12 protein-coding genes and 3 pseudogenes are annotated in these 16,700 nt (G+C 60.7%); 4 read left to right on the top strand and 11 right to left on the bottom strand.

What is annotated here, in order from left to right:
• Positions 1 to 25 precede the first annotated feature (25 nt).
• The 3 genes and pseudogenes from ACEN8Q_RS12235 to ACEN8Q_RS12225 all read left to right on the top strand — a co-directional run.
• Positions 26 to 1,345, top strand: coding sequence for an MFS transporter (locus tag ACEN8Q_RS12235; protein ID WP_413427993.1), 1,320 nt, complete (start codon positions 26 to 28; stop codon positions 1,343 to 1,345).
• A gap of 106 nt (positions 1,346 to 1,451) precedes the next feature.
• Positions 1,452 to 2,228, top strand: coding sequence for an IclR family transcriptional regulator (locus ACEN8Q_RS12230; RefSeq protein ID WP_413427994.1), 777 nt, complete (start codon positions 1,452 to 1,454; stop codon positions 2,226 to 2,228).
• Between the two features lie 22 nt (positions 2,229 to 2,250).
• Positions 2,251 to 2,679: pseudogene (locus tag ACEN8Q_RS12225) on the top strand (sugar phosphate isomerase/epimerase); the annotation flags it as partial.
• Between the two features lie 4 nt (positions 2,680 to 2,683).
• Here the strand turns inward: ACEN8Q_RS12225 and ACEN8Q_RS12220 are convergent.
• The 5 genes and pseudogenes from ACEN8Q_RS12220 to eutH form a co-directional block, all read right to left on the bottom strand.
• The gene (locus tag ACEN8Q_RS12220; RefSeq protein ID WP_413427995.1) at positions 2,684 to 3,934 is read right to left on the bottom strand and encodes an OprD family porin; all 1,251 of its coding nucleotides are present in this window, start codon (positions 3,932 to 3,934) and stop codon (positions 2,684 to 2,686) included.
• A gap of 407 nt (positions 3,935 to 4,341) precedes the next feature.
• Positions 4,342 to 5,177: pseudogene (locus ACEN8Q_RS12215) on the bottom strand (LysR family transcriptional regulator); the annotation flags it as partial.
• A pseudogene (locus ACEN8Q_RS12210) lies at positions 5,172 to 5,474 on the bottom strand (phosphotransferase); the annotation flags it as partial. The pseudogenes ACEN8Q_RS12215 and ACEN8Q_RS12210, both read right to left, overlap by 6 nt.
• Before the next feature lie 179 nt (positions 5,475 to 5,653).
• Positions 5,654 to 6,010: a DUF1937 family protein gene (locus ACEN8Q_RS12205; protein WP_413427996.1), complete on the bottom strand. Its 357-nt coding sequence runs from the start codon at positions 6,008 to 6,010 to the stop codon at positions 5,654 to 5,656.
• 48 nt (positions 6,011 to 6,058) lie between these two features.
• Complete coding sequence (eutH, locus tag ACEN8Q_RS12200) at positions 6,059 to 7,306, bottom strand: ethanolamine utilization protein EutH (RefSeq protein WP_413705495.1); 1,248 nt, start codon at positions 7,304 to 7,306, stop codon at positions 6,059 to 6,061.
• A 435-nt stretch (positions 7,307 to 7,741) separates the two neighbouring features.
• On the opposite strand from eutH, the gene ACEN8Q_RS12195 reads away from it, so the two are divergent.
• Positions 7,742 to 8,521, top strand: a complete 780-nt coding sequence (locus tag ACEN8Q_RS12195; protein ID WP_413427997.1) for a DeoR/GlpR family DNA-binding transcription regulator — start codon at positions 7,742 to 7,744, stop codon at positions 8,519 to 8,521.
• Positions 8,522 to 8,600: 79 nt separating this feature from the next.
• Here ACEN8Q_RS12195 and ACEN8Q_RS12190 read toward each other — a convergent pair whose 3' ends face one another.
• The 6 genes from ACEN8Q_RS12190 to ACEN8Q_RS12165 all read right to left on the bottom strand — a co-directional run bounded on the left by ACEN8Q_RS12190 (position 8,601) and on the right by ACEN8Q_RS12165 (position 16,696).
• Positions 8,601 to 10,016, bottom strand: a complete 1,416-nt coding sequence (locus ACEN8Q_RS12190) for an FGGY family carbohydrate kinase (protein ID WP_413705270.1) — start codon at positions 10,014 to 10,016, stop codon at positions 8,601 to 8,603.
• Positions 10,017 to 10,042: 26 nt separating this feature from the next.
• Entirely contained in the window at positions 10,043 to 11,281 is a 1,239-nt protein-coding gene (locus ACEN8Q_RS12185; protein WP_413705269.1) for an NAD(P)/FAD-dependent oxidoreductase, read from the bottom strand.
• Positions 11,268 to 12,671 (bottom strand): NAD(P)/FAD-dependent oxidoreductase, encoded by a 1,404-nt coding sequence (locus ACEN8Q_RS12180; RefSeq protein ID WP_413705268.1) that lies wholly within the window; start codon positions 12,669 to 12,671, stop codon positions 11,268 to 11,270. The genes ACEN8Q_RS12185 and ACEN8Q_RS12180 overlap by 14 nt, the downstream gene beginning before the upstream one ends.
• A 400-nt stretch (positions 12,672 to 13,071) precedes the next feature.
• A complete protein-coding gene (locus tag ACEN8Q_RS12175; protein ID WP_413705267.1) occupies positions 13,072 to 13,866 on the bottom strand; it encodes a PhzF family phenazine biosynthesis protein in 795 nt (264 codons plus the stop codon).
• Between the two features lie 278 nt (positions 13,867 to 14,144).
• A complete protein-coding gene (locus ACEN8Q_RS12170) occupies positions 14,145 to 15,329 on the bottom strand; it encodes an acyl-CoA dehydrogenase family protein (protein ID WP_413705266.1) in 1,185 nt (394 codons plus the stop codon).
• Positions 15,330 to 15,349: 20 nt separating this feature from the next.
• Entirely contained in the window at positions 15,350 to 16,696 is a 1,347-nt protein-coding gene (locus tag ACEN8Q_RS12165; RefSeq protein ID WP_413421125.1) for an MFS transporter, read from the bottom strand.
• Positions 16,697 to 16,700: the final 4 nt, after the last annotated feature.

Genomic DNA, 16,700 nt, shown 5'->3' with positions numbered 1-16,700 from the left:
ATAAAAATAATCCGAGGAACCTGTCATGGCGATTGTCACGGCAACCCCAAAACGTGCCGGTAGCACCGACTCGCAGTCACTGAGCGAGCAACAGACACGCGTACTGCACAAGGCCGCATGGCGCTTGATCCCGCTGCTTGCCCTGGCCTATTTTTTTAACTATCTGGACCGCACCAGCGTCGGTTATGCCGCCTTGCAGATGACTGAAGACCTGGGGCTGACTGCAACGCAGTTTGGTCTGGGCGCGGGCATCATGTTTTTTGGCTATTGCTTGTGCGAAGTCCCCAGTAACCTCGCCATGTACCGGTATGGCGCCAGGCTTTGGATGGCCCGGATCATGATCACCTGGGGGCTGGCTGCCGCGGCAACGGCGCTGGTGGTCGGGCCCAACAGTTTTTACGTGGTGAGGCTGATTCTCGGGATTGCCGAGGCGGGTTTCTTTCCCGGCGTCATATTTTTTCTGACCCTGTGGTTTCCGGCTCAATACCGAACCCGCGTACTTGCATGGTTTACCGTCGCCACGCCCATTTCATTCCTAGTTGGCGGTCCATTGTCAGTCTGGCTGCTGCAAATGCATGGCATTCTGGGGCTTGCGGGCTGGCAGTGGATGTTTCTGATCGAAGGGATTCCGGCCTGCATCCTCGGGCTGGTCACGCTGAAGGTGCTGACCAGTACACCCGCACAAGCCAAGTGGCTTTCCGATGACGAGCGTGAGCTGCTCAATGGCATGCTGGCGCAGGAGCAGAGCAAAGGTCAGCACAGCCACGGTTTCAAGGCGGCGTTGAAAGACCCTCGAGTATGGATTCTCAGTTCGATCACCTTCAGCTTTACGCTGGGCTCCTATGGCATCGGCATTTGGCTGCCGCAGATGCTCAAGGCTCACGGCGTAGAGGTGAGCATGATTGGTTGGGTTGCAGCCATTCCGTATTTCTTTGCAACCATTGGTTTGTTGATCTGGGCGAAACATGTCGATCGCACTGGCAAAGGCATTTTCAACCTGACCCTGGCCATGCTTCTGGCAGGCCTGGCGCTGGTGGTGGCCCTGCAGATGGATGCCCTGGTTCCCGCTTTGATCGGCATCACCTTGGCATTGGTCGGTACGATTGCCGGCAAGACTATTTTCTACACCCTGCCAGGCAAGTTTCTTCGTGGCCAGGCGGCGGCTGGAGGCATTGCGTTGATCAACTCGATCGGTGCCTTCGGCGGGTTCGTCGGCCCCTACCTGATGGGCTTTCTCAAGGATTACACCGGCTCTTTCACGGCTGGCTTGATGGTCATGGGCTGCATCATGTTTTTCGCTGCGGGGATGGTGACGTTGTTGCGTTTCTTTCTGCGCGAGGATTGATCCAGTGGCGGCAGTCGGGATTGAAAGGGTATGTTACTGCGACTGAAAAATGTCTGACGCGACGGTTGGACAAGGCCGTCCCTTTCGGTCGTCGACTATCTAGAGCTTGCGAGTAACCATGAAGAGTGACCCAGACAAGAATCCAGCGGAGCAAACCAGCCAATCCGAAGGAGGTGTAGCGGCAGTTGATCGTGCGTTTGCGATCCTCGGTGCATTCAATATCGATCATGAATACTTGAGCCTGGCGGAGATCGCGCGACGTACCGGGCTCTATAAAAGCACCATCCTGCGCCTGATTGCCTCGCTGGAAAAAGCCGGATTCGTGCGCCGCTCGAGCGATGGCAACTATTCGGTCGGTCCGGAGCCATTGCGCCTTTCCCAGTTGTACCAGGCGTCATTCCGGTTGCGTGACGTGATCCACCCGTTGCTGGAATCGATCACTGAAGAGAGCGGCGAAACCTCTTCCTTTTATGTGCTTGAAAACGGCAGTCGCGTGGTGCTCTTCCGCGTCGAGCCAAAGCGTGCCGTGCGGGTTTCCGTATTGGAAGGCGCACGCTTTGCGCTGCACTCAGGGGCCTCCGGGAAAATCCTGAGGGCATTCCTGCGCCACGCAGATCCAGCGCTGGCAGAGGTTCGGGAACGGTATTGGGCATGTTCCTTCGGAGAGCGAGACCCGGAGACCACGGCGGTGTCCGTACCCGTGTTTGCCATGGGCGGCGAATTGAAGGGAGCGCTCACACTTTCAGGGCCATCCGATCGGTTGGTGAAAGACCACATCGAGCACGCGGCGGCTGTCCTTCTTCGCAATGCGGTGATCGCCACCAGCGCTTTGGGTGGCAACAGTGCAGAGCTGCGAGCGGCATTGGAAAGACTCAGTCTGTAGGCCCGTCAGGCCGGGCCAGAACCTCGCGCAAATGCCCGAACTCAAACGGTTGGCAGCCTTGTGCTACTACGTCGTGGGCCGGGAATTGCCTGAGTCGACTTCTGCTGAAGACGACGAGCAGATCCTCACCATCCTGCGCCACAGTTGGTGCTTGCACGGTCGGGTCGCCAACGGCGAACGGGTCCATGTGCCCTCGCGCTTTGCCCAGCATCGACCCTGGCTGGATCGATTCCTGAGCGGGTGGCGTTAGGGATCGAGGATTGGCTGGCGCGCCCGAACATACCCGCCGGGTCTCTTCACCTGCGAACTCGGCCCGCCGCCTTATGCGATCACAGGGGCTGATGGGCGTGATATCACGGATCGCTGGGCAGAGGTGTTGATGTTGAAGGAGCTGGTGCGTGGGGTTTGGCGTAAAGTGTCGCGCGGCCAGAGCCGCGCGCAGTCGTGTTGAGGAATTACCAGAGTGGCAGCACGTAACTGAGGATCAGGCGGTTTTCATCCAGATCGTTGCCGAAATGGCTGGACCGCACGGTCGCGTTGCGCCACTTCACGCCGACGTTCTTCAACGGTCCGCTCTGTACTACGTAGCCGATGTCGGTGTCGCGTTCCCACTCCTTGCCTTCGGGTCGGCCGGCGCCCAACTCGATGTTGTCGCCGGACAGGTAGCGGGTCATGAAGGTCAGGCCGGGCATCCCGAGCGCAGCAAAATCGTAGTCGTAGCGGGCCTGCCAGGACTTCTCGTCACGGTTGGCGAAATCGCCGATCTGGACGAAGTTGACCAGGAAGGCATCGGCGCCGCCGATGTAGGCGAAGCCGGTGTCGCCGCTCATCGATTGATAACCGGCGCCGAAGCCGTGCCCGCCCAGGGTGTAGGTCAGCAGGGCGCCGAAGGCGCGGTTGTCGACGTTGCTGTGGCCGTCGTCGTCGGAGCGGGCATACCGCAGATCGGTCTTGAGCGACTGTCCTTGGCTGATCGGCAGCACATGCACGAGGTTGACGATGTGCTGGTCGTAGAGTCCGTCGAGCTTGGCGTAGCTGTAGCCGGTGGTGAGTTGCGGTGTCCACTTGTAGCTCAGGCCGGCGAAGTCGAACTGGTCGCTGGTAGCACTGGCGACAATGCCGCGCGCGTTGCCGGTGGTGACGGTCATGTCCTCGCGGTTGGAGGAGTCGCGCTGGCTCACTTGGCGCAAGCGGCCGCCGTCGAAAGTCAGGCCGGCGAACTCGCTGGAGTTCAGGTGCGCCCCTTCGAAGGTCTGCTGCAGCAGGCGCGAATCGTTGGCCAGTACGGTGGGCAGCTTGGGCAGCAGGGTGCCGACCTTGAGCACGCTTTTGGAGGCGCGCAACTTGGCGGTCAGGCCCAGCTCGCTGTAGTTGTCCGGCGCGCCGTTGACCCTTTCCCGATCGCGCGGTAGCAGGCCGGAGCCCGCGCGGTCGGGGCTGGAGTCGAGCTTCACGCCGAGCAGGCCAAGGGCGTCGACCCCCACGCCGATGGTGCCTTCGGTGTAGCCGGATTCGTAGCGCAGCAGGAAGCCCTGTGCCCATTCTTCCTGTTTGGATTGCGGGGCGTTGTCCTGGCGGAAGTCGCGGTTGAAGTAGAAGTTGCGCAGCTCGACGCTGGCTTTGCTGTTGGCAAGAAACTCGGCGAAGGCCTGGGGCGAGAGCGCGAGGGTGGAGCCCAGTGTGGCGAGAATAGCGGCACGGCTCATTAGTGATCTCCTGGCACGGCACCGTTTGCGAAGCGGGACCAGCCGTGGTGTCCGCAGAGGTGGATTCGCATTCGGGCAGCCTTGATTGTTGTTATGTCGGCTATGCGGGCTTAAGCCGCGTCGGCGACATAGCGAAGACCGTGCCAGATCTGTAATCGATTGACTTCCATGGCTTATTTTTGAAATCGAAGAAAACAAGGGATGATGGGAGTCTTTAAATCAAGACGGTCTTTGTGCTTTTTTCCTTTAAAGGCCAGCCCAATCGCGCAGGAAGAAAAATCTCTTTTTGGAGATATTTCTCTGTTTCGAGATGAGAGATGTCGCGTGAGCGTCTTCATACGGCGTCGAATGTCCGCGTGAATGGCTCGTTTCTGCCACGCTACGGGGCCTGCGCGCTCGAACTGGGCCTATGCCCTCGATGGTTCGTTGGCGAACACCTCGCGGATGATCTGCAGGTACCGTTGGGCACCCAGACCCAGCGGCTCCGACTTGATCCAGATGACATCGACCCACAGCCGCAGTCGGCTGGCCATGTTTGTCGAAGTGCACTTCCCTCAAGGCGCCCGAGGCGATCAGAGGTTGCACCAATGGCTGGGGCAGGTAGGCCCAGGCCGGACTGGACCAGATCCAGGGTGGCCAGGTAGCTGTCGGTCAGCCAGATCTGTCGGGACAGCACGATACGTGGATCGGAACCTGTGGGGGTTCCCGAGGTCACGATGATCTGGCGCTGCTTGGCAAGTTGTTCCTCGCTCAATGGAACGCCGTTTCCTTGCGCGACGGGATGCCGGGGCGAGGCAATCGCCACCAGCAACTGGCTGCCCGCCTCGAGAAAAGACTCGCGCTCATCGATGCCGGGCCGTTCGAAGACCAGAGCCAACTGCACGCTGCCTTCGTGCAGCATGCGTACCGCTTCGGTCTGCGAGGCCGAGCGCAGTTCGATCTGCAGATTGGGGAACTCCTGGGCCAGGCGTTCCAGGGGTTGGCTCCAGTTGCCGGTTTGCAGCTCTGGCGCCATGGCGATGCTCAAGCGCTTTTCCAGTCCCTTGTGCAGTTGCAGGGCCTGGGCGTCGAGCGCATTCAGCTGGCAGATGACCTGCCGTGCCTGGGGCTCAAGGGCGAGGGCCGCCGCCGTCGGCAGGGCCTTGCGCGTGGCCCGGTCGAACAGTTGCAAGTCCAGCTCCGCTTCCAATTGGGCGATCGCCCTGCCGATCGCCTAGGATACGCGGCCCAGTTTGCGTGCCGCATGCACAGCCGGCACCGGCAATCCTTGTTCGCGCAGGAAGGTCAGGGCCGCCTGTTGCGCTTCGAGTTCGACCCGGGCGTAGCTGCCGTGGCAGACCTTGAACACGAAGCGCCCTTGCCGCGTATCCAGTCGGTAATTGAGATCCTGTTGGCTACCGAGCGTTTGCAGGGCGCCTTCAAGGCCATAGTGCGCCCGCAGCAAGGCCTGGGCCTGGACTGCACTAAGTGAAGGGGCTGGTTGGCTGGAGCGTGTGAGCAGGGTGGTCGGGGGCGAAACGGGCACTTCTTGGGAGAACATGGACGTTACCATTGGGCAGGCAGTTGAGCGTGCCAATCTATGTCCGTCTCGCCTGATGAAAAAAGCTGATCATCATCAGTATTCCTGACAACACATGCCTTGGCGGATCGTCGCTCCTGCCGGGCGCCGGGCTTGTTTTTGGTCAGGAATGAGAAGGGGGTCATACGACCCCCTTCGGATTAATGAAACTCGTGGTCGACTTCGGACCAGAGGCTGACTCTCTGGCCTCGGCCTTTGAAAAACTCGATTTCGCGCTTGATGCCGGAGCTGATCTCCCAGCCTGGCAGGTCAAGGATGATGAGTTCTTCCATGACGTCCATGAACACCGCATCGACAGGGGCCCAGAGTTTACCGATTGCGGCGTTGTCCTTACCTGTAAACGCAAGGTTGATCGGGTGCGACATCGTCACTTGGCTGAAAACAGCGTTGCCCGACTCTACGATTTTGGCCGCCACCTGGTTGCAGGCCTGGAAGCGCTCGTGGATCACCTTGGCATCGGTATGGCTGTAAGGACAGGCCAGGAAAATCTTACGCATTTCTACCTCTTTCAATTTGGCGAGTCGCTCGCCTTCGTGGGTTGGCAATTACGCGGAGCGAGGAACCGGCATGTCTGCGCAGTCCTGCTCTTTATCTTGAGTGCGCTCCGCCGCCTCGTAGCGCTGGGCAGCCGGAACGGAGAACTTGATCGCGATACCCACTGCCAGCAGTCCGCCAAACAGTTTGGCCAGCAGAACGGGCATGATCAGCGAGGGCTGGAAGTTCGCAGTGAACGCCAGATGATCGCCGATGGTGGCCTGGGCACAGACGCCCAGGGCGACGCACAAGACTTTGTCGCGGGCGTTGAGATTCTTGAACACGTGGTACACGGCGATGATGTTGGCGAACACCATCACGAAGGCCGCGGCACCCGAGGGCGACAGGCCGAAGTGCCGGCCCAGTATGGTCATCGGTTTGCGGCAGTACTTCTGGAACAGGTAGCAGATGGGGAAGGTGCCGGCCAGCATGATGCCGATGTAGCCTGCAATCTCGATGGCTCGGAACAGCTCCTTCTGGTCGGCGAACATGGGGTCGAATCCCCAGAAGCCGAAATGCTTCATGAAGAAACCGGTGAAATGCTCCACGATCGCCAGGGCCAGGATGATCTTGATGAAGGCATCCATCGCCTTGCCGAACACCAGGAAGCCAGTGACCATCAGGTTCGCCTGGTATCGCAGCCCCGCAGCGAGGACGAAACAGAAGACGAACAGGGGCGCCAGCAGTTTCAGGCAGGCGACAAAGTCCAGGGTCAGGTAATGCAGGGCGGGCGAACTGGTCGACACGATTTCGCGCACGGGAATGTTGAAACTCGTGATCATCAGCATCGCGGTCAGGACAGCAAAGGGGATACTGATCAAACCGGCCATTGCGCCGAGGGCAAGGTACTTGTGGTCCTTGTGCTCGAGCATCATGAGGCCGACCGGAATCAGATAGACGATCGTTGCCCCCGAGGTGTAGCCAACGATCATGGCGGTGATCCAGACATCGCGGTTGGCCGCGATTGCATCGGCCAACTGGTAGCCGCCCATGTCCACGGCGATGATCGACAGTGCTGCGATCGAGACGTCGGAGCCCATCAGGCTGAAGTAGGGGCCAAGGGCCATCTCGATGAACTTCGACAGGAAGGGGATCGAGATCATGATCCCTGCCTGGGCCAGGAACACCGGTCCGATCGAGTGGATGCCATTCACGAACTCTTTTCCCAGACCGCTTTGCGGCTTCAGGACAGACGCAAAGGCGCCAACCATCGCGCCTATCATGATCAGGTAGATCACATAGTTTCCAAACTCAGCCATTGCTTCACCTTCTCTCACCGTGCCGGCGGGCTCCGCCCTGAGGGCGTCCCGCATGAACTTGTTGTTGTTTCGGTACCGATCTGGTCGCAGACCACATGCAGTCTTCCTGTGAAACCTGGCCTTGGCTGGGGTCGAGTACAGCCTTTTATGTTGAGGTTTCTGAGTGTTTACTAACCACTTCGCATGCCATTCGTTGTTTTGCTGTGGTTTTGCGGAATCTACTTACTGGATTCGGTCAATTCGACGGCGTAGTCTTCGACGAAACGCCTTGGACGCTGGGCGTGACGGAGTGGGAGCCATTTGTGTATTCCAACGCATCCGGCGCAACCAAGCAGTCCAGTCCTGAAGCGCAACGGTTACCCATGCCTCATCTGTGTTCCTCGGTAACAGAAGTGCGCGGTGATGGGGCAATGACGACATAACAGAGGAGTAACGATGCGTCCCAATGAACGACAGCAACACATACTGGAACTGTTGAGGCAGCGAGAAAGGATCTCGGTCGAGGAGCTGGCTCGAACCCTCGGTACATCTCAGGAGACGATTCGCCGAGACCTCACTACCTTGTCTGAAGGGGGGCAAGTCACCAAGTACCATGGGGGCGCATCGTTGCCCCCCAGAGGTGAGCACGAGAACGCATTCCAGACGCGGATGAACGAGTTCTCCATCGAGAAGCGCGCGGTGGCGCGTTATGCCGCTGGCTTATACTCGCCCGGCGACAGCATCCTGATCGATACCGGTACGACCACCTTGTTCTTCGCCCGGGAGCTGGCCAAGCTCAGCCGTATCACGGTCATCACCAACTCGCTGATGATTGCCGAAAGTATCGGTGCCAGTGGTAACCGGGTTTTCATGATCGGGGGCGAATACCGGCCGGACTCTGCCCAGAATACGGGGGCGCTGGCGATGGAGCAGATTGCGCGTTTCAACGCCGAGCATGCGGTCGTGACGATCGGGGCGTTGAGTGCTGATGGCGCTTTCGACTTCTCGATCGAGGAGGCCGAGATCACTCGGGCCATGATCGCGCGCACGCGCTTCCTGACGGTGATTGCGGACTCCTCGAAGATGGGCAAGCGTGCTTTGTTCCAGGTTTTTCCGCTGGAGCGCATCGATCGCTTGATCATCGACCGCAAGCCGGCAGGAGAGTTGGCGAGGGCGTTGGCCGAAGCCCATGTCGATGTGCACGAAGCACCATTGGCTGGCCGGCTGGAAGGGTGACAAGGCGTTGGAACGGCGGGGCAGAGTCAACCTGGCAGCAAGGCTTGCCCCGCTACCAGTTTCAAACTCTCCCGTGGACTTACCTCCAATCCCTGCAGCGTTTCACGGCGTCGGAAAATGTTTCGCGCCATTGCTGCGCTTGTCCGCTGTCGATGCGAGGACGGAACTTCGTGCTGGTGTTGCGAGGAGGCGTCAGCTCAATGCCCAGGCCCTTTGCGGCCAGGGCGGCACAGCCGAACGACGTCAACTCGTCGAAACGCTGCGTGACGATGCAGCGCTGCAGTGCATCGGCGAGGAACTGGGCGAAATACGGGCTGCGCGCGAGACCTCCATCGATGGACAGCTGGTCGGTCACATTCAGGAAGGCGTCCATGGCGGAGATGACCTCGACACTGCGCAGCGCGACGCCTTCCAGCAACGCCTGGCACATGTCCTGGCGAGTGGTACCACCGTTCATGCCGACCCACAGGGCGGCGGCACTGCGATCCCAGTGCGGGCAAGCCAGGCCCGACAGCGCCGGTACGAACGTCAGGCGCCGTGAAATGGCAGGTGCTTGCTCGAATGCGGCGAGTTCGGAAAAGTCGCTGAACAGGCCCAGTCGCCCGGCCCATTCGACGGCTGCGCTGGCATCGTAGACGCCACCGTCCATGGCATAGGTGGGCTTGCCGGCAATCTGCCAGGCGATGGTTGCCAGCAGGCCTTTCTCCGGTGCCTGGATGATCTGGTCTCCGGTGACGGTCAGCGCAAAGGCGCCAGTACCGAAGGTGATCTTGGCGTCGCCACCGGTCCGGCAGCCATGGCCATACAGGGACGCCTGTTGGTCGACGATGGACGCGGTGACAGGGGTAACCCCGATCTCGCCGAAGAAGCCGACGGTGTCGCGTATTTCCGGCAAGGTTTCCAGCGGTACGCCAAACAGCTCGCACAGTTCGCTGTCCCATTGTCCGGTGGCCAGGTTCATCAGGGAGGTCCGCGAGGCGGTCGTCACGTCGGTGGCGAACACCCCGGTGAGTCGGTCCAGGAAGTACGCGTCAGTGGTACCCAGACGCAGGCGTTTGGCCTTGAGCGCACTCTGGGCGGCGGGCAGGTTCTGGACGATCCAGGCCAGCTTGCTCGCGGAGAAGTACGGGTCCAGCGCAAGTCCCGCCCTGGACAGTGTCAGGGCCTCGGCGCCAGTGGCTCGCAGGCGGTTGATTTCTGCCGCGGTGCGGTTGTCCTGCCAAACAATCACTGGCGATAGAGGCTCGCCCGTTCTGGCATCCCAGGCCAGGCAGCTTTCGCCCTGGTTGGCGATGCCGATCGCATCGACCTTGCCGGTCGACTCCAGGCAGCGCTGCAGGTTGTTGAGCAGCTCGATCGGGTCATGTTCCACCCAGCCTGGGTGAGGATGGTGCTGTTGATGCCTCAGTGATAACTGAATATCGGCCGAGCCATTCTGATTGACGACCAGGACACGGGTGCTGGTGGTGCCTTGGTCTATTGCGGCAATACGCATTTCTTTTAGTCTCCTCGGCTATTGTCTTACTCGCCGACAAAGTCGACTTCAATCTGGCGCACGCCTGGCGCAACGTTCAACGCGGCAATGGGAACGAGAATCCGGCGCTCCGGCAGCGCCGAGATACTGCGCGACCAGAGTTCCTTGCCATCAGCGCTGATCAGTAGACGACCACGGCTGGCGCAGCTTACGCGCATCTGCAGGTTCTTCATGCCTTCGACCGGCGCAAGGCTCAGGCGCTGAGGCACGCAGAGCTTGAGCGGAGCCTTGCAGACGACCTCGATTTCCTGACCAGGCGCCGGCAGTGGGTCGCGCAGATCACGGGCCATCAGGGTCGCGATCTTGCGACCTTCGCGGTATGACCAGCCTGCGGTTTCAATCGGGCGCAAAAGGTTCCCGGCGGCGAAGTAGGCCGGGTCGGAACAGCGCCCGTACTGGTCAATGGCAGGGCCACCGCTCCTGGTGTCCAGCTTGAGGTCACTCAGCCTGACTAGGCTTGACTCGGGCACGAAACGTCCGGTCAACAGCACGCCATCGCACTCGAATTCCCTGACACTGCCATCCGCCAGCTTGACGCTTGCTCCCTCTACACGGCCTGTGCCGTGGATTTCCTGGAGCTGTGCGCCGAAGTACATGGGCACGCCGCAGAGCCGGGGGAACAGCGAGAGGGGCCAGCGCGCGGTGGCACGTTGATTGGCTTCAATCATCGCCACGGGCTGGATGCCTGCTTTGCGGCAACTCAGCACGGAGGAGAGGCTGACCAGTTCAGTGCCGACAATCAATGGCCGCTCGAACGGCTTGAGGTGCTTGAGGTAGAGGTAGGACTGGAAGGCCCCGGTATTGATGATGCCAAGGGGGCGATCGCCTCCGACCAGGCGTGCCGAGCGTGGCATCTCGCGTGCACCGGTCGCGATGAGCACCCGGCGGGCATGGATGCGCAGCGGACCTTGCGGGCTCACGACCTCCAGTTGTCCATGGGCACCCAGGCGGGTCACCGAATGCAGGACGCGTATGTCGACGCCGGCCTTTTTTGCTTCGTCGACATTGCGCTTGGCGTAGTCGGGACCGGAGTAGACGCGGCCGTATTCCCAGAACCCGAACGGCGGGTGCCCGCAGTGGCGAGGAATACCGCCTGCCTCGGGTTCGCGCTCGATGACCAGCACCTTGCCGATACCCTGCCTGCGCAGCTCGATGGCGGCAGAAAGTCCGGAGGGGCCACCTCCGACAATGGCGACGTCGACGTTTTCGATCTCAGTGGGACTCATGGCAATCACCTGTAGCGAGAGGAATGGCGAGATGGCCGGCGCTCAGCTCGGCGACGCGTGCCCCGCAGTAGAAACCCTGGCAACGGCCCATGCAGGCGCGGGTTCTACGCTTGAGCCCACCGAGGTCGCCTGGAGGGAGAGGGCTGCGCAGCGCTGCATCGATTTCGCGAAGCGTGACCATTTCGCAATGGCAAACGATCTCTCCATACCCAGGCTGCTGATAGTCCCGAGGCAAGTGTTCCGCCAGGTTCGGCATCGATGGCCACTGCTGATTGGCCGGGGGGCAGTGCTGGGTGTCATAAAGGCTGAAGACATGTTTAGCGATGCCCAGCGCAGCGGTCAGGCCAGTCGAGCGGATACCTCCTACGGTAATCCAGTTCTTGCCCTCGACCTTGCGTACCCGGTACTCCTTTTTCTCCGATGCCGGACGCAGGGCGGCATAGGTTGCGGTGACCGGCATGCCTTCGAGCGCCGGGATACGCTCGACTGCCGCGGCAATCAGTTGGCTGAGGACTTCGCTGTCGAGCCGGGCATGGAGGCGATCATCCTGTTCTTCGGCGGTTGGACCGACGAGCAGGTTGCCGTACACGGTCCTGGTGAGCACGATGCCCTTGGTGCGTTCGTTCGGTACGGGGAGCACGATGTTCTTCAGGTAGCGCGAGGCAGCCTTGTCGAACACCACGAATTGCCCTTTGCGAGGGTGAATCGAGAAACTGGATTGGCCGAGGAGCTTCTGCTCCAGGTGGTCGCCGAACAACCCGGCGCAATTGATGACCGTCCGCGTCAGGAACACCCCGCGAGAGGTTAACAGGCGCCATACGCCGCCATCGAATTGGCCGTTCGTGACCTCGGCGTTGAACTGCGTGTTCGCGCCATGCATCAGCGCCTGTTGGAGATAGGCCAGGGGGGCAGACCATGGATCGATCAGGAATTCGCCCGGCACTTCGGCGGCCCCAAGCGCGTGAGCGGCCAGGTGAGGTTCCAGGGCCCGAACCCGTTCACGGTCGATGATCCTGACGTCCGCGACGCCATTGTCATGAGCCTGCTCAACGATGCCGTCGAGCTTCCGCAGATCTTCCTCGCTCCAGGCGACCACCATGGCCCCCGATTTCAGTAACGGCAGGTTCATCCTGGCATGAATGTCCAGGTACTCCTGGTAGCCGTCCTGCATGCAACGCAGTTCAAGGCTGTCCCGAGGCGCATCGAAGCCGGTGTGGAGGATCGCACTGTTGCCCTTGCTGGCCCCCGACAGGATGTCAGAGCTCTTTTCCAACAGCAGCACGCGAGCCCCTTCCAGAGTGAATCGCCGCACCAATGCGCATCCCACGACACCGCCGCCGACGACGATAACGTCGTAGACATCGGTGCGATCAGCTAAGGGTTTCGTCATGTTATTGCTCGTTCGGATAAATCATTCATGGCAACGGAGGTGCATCCCCTATGCCGCTGACCGAATCAGTGCTGAATTGACCGGATCAGGACGATTGATCAGTCAATATGGGGCGTCTTTTCTGGCAACAGTGCAGGGCGGGCAAGAATACCCGATGTCTTTAACGGCCTTGAATGGTGGATCTATGCCCATTGCCTGGCGGTTTCAGGCAGGAACTGCCCGAGTCAGAAGTGACCGAGTAGATTCGGTCAGGAGCGGTAAGTGGTCAGCTGTTTGTGGTTTCAGTCATAAATCCCTCGGTTTGATACCGCGCTACACAGTAGCGCGCGTCAGTGTTACTGACGCGCGCTTGTGTCGCTGATCTGGAAGCGTGTTGAGCAAACGCTATCAGCGGAGTCACTTACCTCTCGGGAAGGGAAATCGTGGCCTCCATGAACGTCACGGCATTTCCAACCAGAAACACCCGATCCCCGGACAGTTCACAGTCGAGCCAGCCGCCTCGCATGGATGCCTGGTAAGCCAGGAGACAATTGCGACCCAGTCGGCCAGCCCAGTAAGGCACAAGAGTGGCGTGAATCGACCCGGTAACAGGGTCTTCGGGAATACCTGCGCCGGGGGCGAAGTAGCGTGAGACGAACTGCGCTTTTGAGCCTTCCGACTCTTGTCCCGTCACAACGAGTCCGACAGGACCGAGACGAGCGATCGCGATGAGGTCGGGAACGAAACGGCGCACTGCGTCGGCACTGCCGAGGTCGACAAATAGGTTCTCGAAGTTGCGGAAGATACGCGCAGGCGGCAGCTCGAAGATATCGGCGATTTCTCCTGGAAGGGCGTCCAGCGCCTCTGGCGAAAGGCAGGGAATATCGAGCTTGTATCCACGGACCTCTTTCGATACCCGCAACTCTCCGACGCGAGTGTGAAACACCAATGGAGCCTTCTCGTTCTTGCTCAATAGAACATGTGCGGTCGCCAAGGTAGCGTGGCCGCAGAAATCGACTTCATGCGCCGGAGCGAACCAGCGCAGATCCCACTCCCCGTCGGATCGGGCTTTGACAAAAGCCGTTTCGGCGAGGTTGTTTTCCTGGGTGATCGCTAGCATCAGGTCATCTGGCAGCCAGTCCTCGAGCACAAGAACGGCAGCGGGGTTTCCGGAAAAAAGCCGGTCGGTAAAGGCATCGACTTGATACATACGCATGATTGGGTCCTTGCTTGCAGAGGGTTCGTCGGCTTGTGGCGAGCGTTCAGTCAACAGCTGAGGTGATCTTCTACCTGACGCTGTCCTGCCCTTTCCATGGGGGCGTTCAGCCATTCAGGTATACAGGCTTTCAGGTGATGAAGGGCGAGGCGCTATTTTGGTATTCCCCGAGCGAATTCAAACCTTAGTTCGAGCGATACCTGGCGACGCTGGAACCCTGCGCGCCTCAATGGCCTCGCGACGTCTCTCAACGCTGGCGCCGAAGGCCTCGGCGATCCTCAGTAGGTGAACGCAATGGGCGGTGCATTGCCGTTGAGCAGGTAGTCGCCGATGGCCTTGTACTTGTAAGCCAGGGCATCATGGGTGGTGTGGGTGCGGGCGTTACGCCAGTGGCGATCGAAGTTGTAGCGCGATTGGGTGGTGGCGGCGCCGCCGACTTCGTACAGGCGCTCGCACACGTGCAAGGCAGCGCGGGTTGAAGCGATCTTGGCTTCTGCCACGGCAATCGAGGCGCGCACCAGAATCTCCTCCAGTTCGGCACCTTGCGCCAAGCCTTGCAATTGGCTGCGAGCGGCCAGGTCGACGGCGCCGGCAGCCTTCTCCATCAGCGCCTCGGCCCCATGGATGCGGGCCGCCAGATCACCCACGGTGTGCAGGATGTAAGGGTCGTTGCGTGCCTGATCGACGCCACTTTCACGCACCGGGCGCGAGCCGGTACGCGCCCAGAGCACCGCGTCGTCGAGAGCTGCCAGGCCGATACCGATATCGATGGCGCAATGAATCAGCTGCGCGCTGGCGCCGACGTAGTTACGCCGCTGGTACCACTGGGCCAGAGGGATCACTTGCTCCGGGCGTACCGAGACATTTTCCAGCAAGGTACTGCCGCTGGCGGTGACCCGTTGGCCCATGCCGTCCCAGTCGTCGAGCATGGAGATGCCCGGTGTATCGGCCGGCAGGATCACGTAGACCGCGTGGCCATCCTCGTCCACGGCCTGGACTTTGAGCAGGTCGGCGAACAGGCAACCGGTGCTGTAGAACTTGCTGCCATTGAGCACCAGACGCTCGCCATTCCGCTCCAGCCGGGTGTGGATGTCCCCGCGGAAGGTACCACTGCGTTCGGCAATGGCCCCCGAGGACAGCTGGCGCTCGACGAAGGCTCCGAGGTACAGGCGCTGCTGCTCGGGGCTGGCGATAAGACGCAGGTGCTCGACGGTGGCGAAATGCGGGAACAGCGCCTGGGCGACACTGGGATCGGCCTTGCCCAGGGCGATGAAGATCTGCGCCACCTGCAACTGGCTGATGTCGCCGCCGCCCAGCTCGGCAGGAACCCGGGCGGCGCCCAGGCCCGAATTGCGGATCAGGTCGAGTTGCGCATAGGGCAGGAGCCTGCCGGCATCGCGCTCGGCGGCGCCAGGTTGGATCTGAGTGGCCAGTTGTTGGGCAAGGTCGAGGTAATCGGTCATGGAAGTGTCCATCGAGAAGGTCAGGAAGCGTCGCGCAGGGCGTGCCGTGGCACGCCGAACAAAAGGATCAGGGTGCCGCTGGCCACCAGGGCCGCGACGATGTAGAGCGCCAGGCTGATATCGCCGGTACCGGTCTTGATCGCACCGATCATGATCGGCGTCAGCAGGCTGCTGATCTGCCCGCAGCAGTTGACCAGCGCCAGGCCGGCAGCTTTGGCGCGGTCCGACAGGTAGTAGGTGGGAATGGTCCAGAAGATCGCCGTGGCCACCAGGTAGCCGCTGGTCATCAGGGTCAGCACGGCAATCGCCGAGTAAGGGCTGAACAGGAAGCCGGGCAGAATCAGCATTGCCAGCGCCGCGCTCAGGCCACCTAGGGCGAAGTGCCAACGGCGCTCCTGATGCAGATCCGAATGCCGACAGGCCCATAGCATCAAGGTGACACCCACCACATAGGGCACGGCCGAGAGCAGCCCCAGTTGCCCGAGGTGACTGATCCCCGACTCGCGAATGATCGAGGGTGCCCAGATGTTGGTGACATTGCCGGTGCACATGATGGTCAGGCAGTAGGCCAGGGTGATGAACCAGACCTTGCGGTCCTTGAGGGCTTCGACGAAGCGCTGATGACCGCCGGGTTTGCGCTGTTGCCGTTCATGGGCCAGGGCCTGCGCGATGGCGTACTTTTCTGCATCGCTCAACCAATTGGCGGTGGCCGGCTTGTCATCCAGCCAATACCAGGCGAACAGCCCGGCGAGCACCGGGGGAATGCCAGTCACCACGAACAGCCATTGCCAGCCGGTAAAACCACCGAGCCCGGCGAAGTGCCCCATGATCGAGGTTGACAGCGGGCCACCGATGATCCCGCAGACGGCGATCGCCATGATGAACCGCGAGGTGATCCGCGCCCGGTGGGTCGCGGGAAACCAGTAGGTCAGGTACAGGATCACGCCGGGAAAGAACCCGGCTTCGGCTGCCCCCAGCAAGATCCGCAGCACATAGAACTGCGCCGGAGTCTGGGCGAACGCGGTGGCGATGGTCACCAGCCCCCAGAGGATCATGATTCGGGTCATGGTTTTCTTCGCGCCGATTTTCTCCAGCAACAGGTTGCTGGGGATCTCGAACAGCAGGTAGCCAATGGAGAACACCCCGACGATGATGCCGAAGGTGGCGTCGCTGATGTTCAGGTCGGTCTTGAACTGCAAATGCGCGAAGCCGATGTTGACCCGGTCCAGCCAGTTGAGGACAAAACAAAGGAACAGGAACGGCATGATGCGCCACACCAGTTTTCGATACAGGCGCTGGTCGAAGGCCGGTACCGCGCTGTCGGCGTGCGGATGAGCATGGGCGCTCAAGGTGCTGGGAGTGTTCATTGGC

Source organism: Pseudomonas sp. Pseusp16 (assembly GCF_047324915.1).
Classification (GTDB): domain Bacteria; phylum Pseudomonadota; class Gammaproteobacteria; order Pseudomonadales; family Pseudomonadaceae; genus Aquipseudomonas; species Aquipseudomonas fluorescens_CD.
This window is presented reverse-complemented; position numbering and strand designations above follow the sequence as displayed.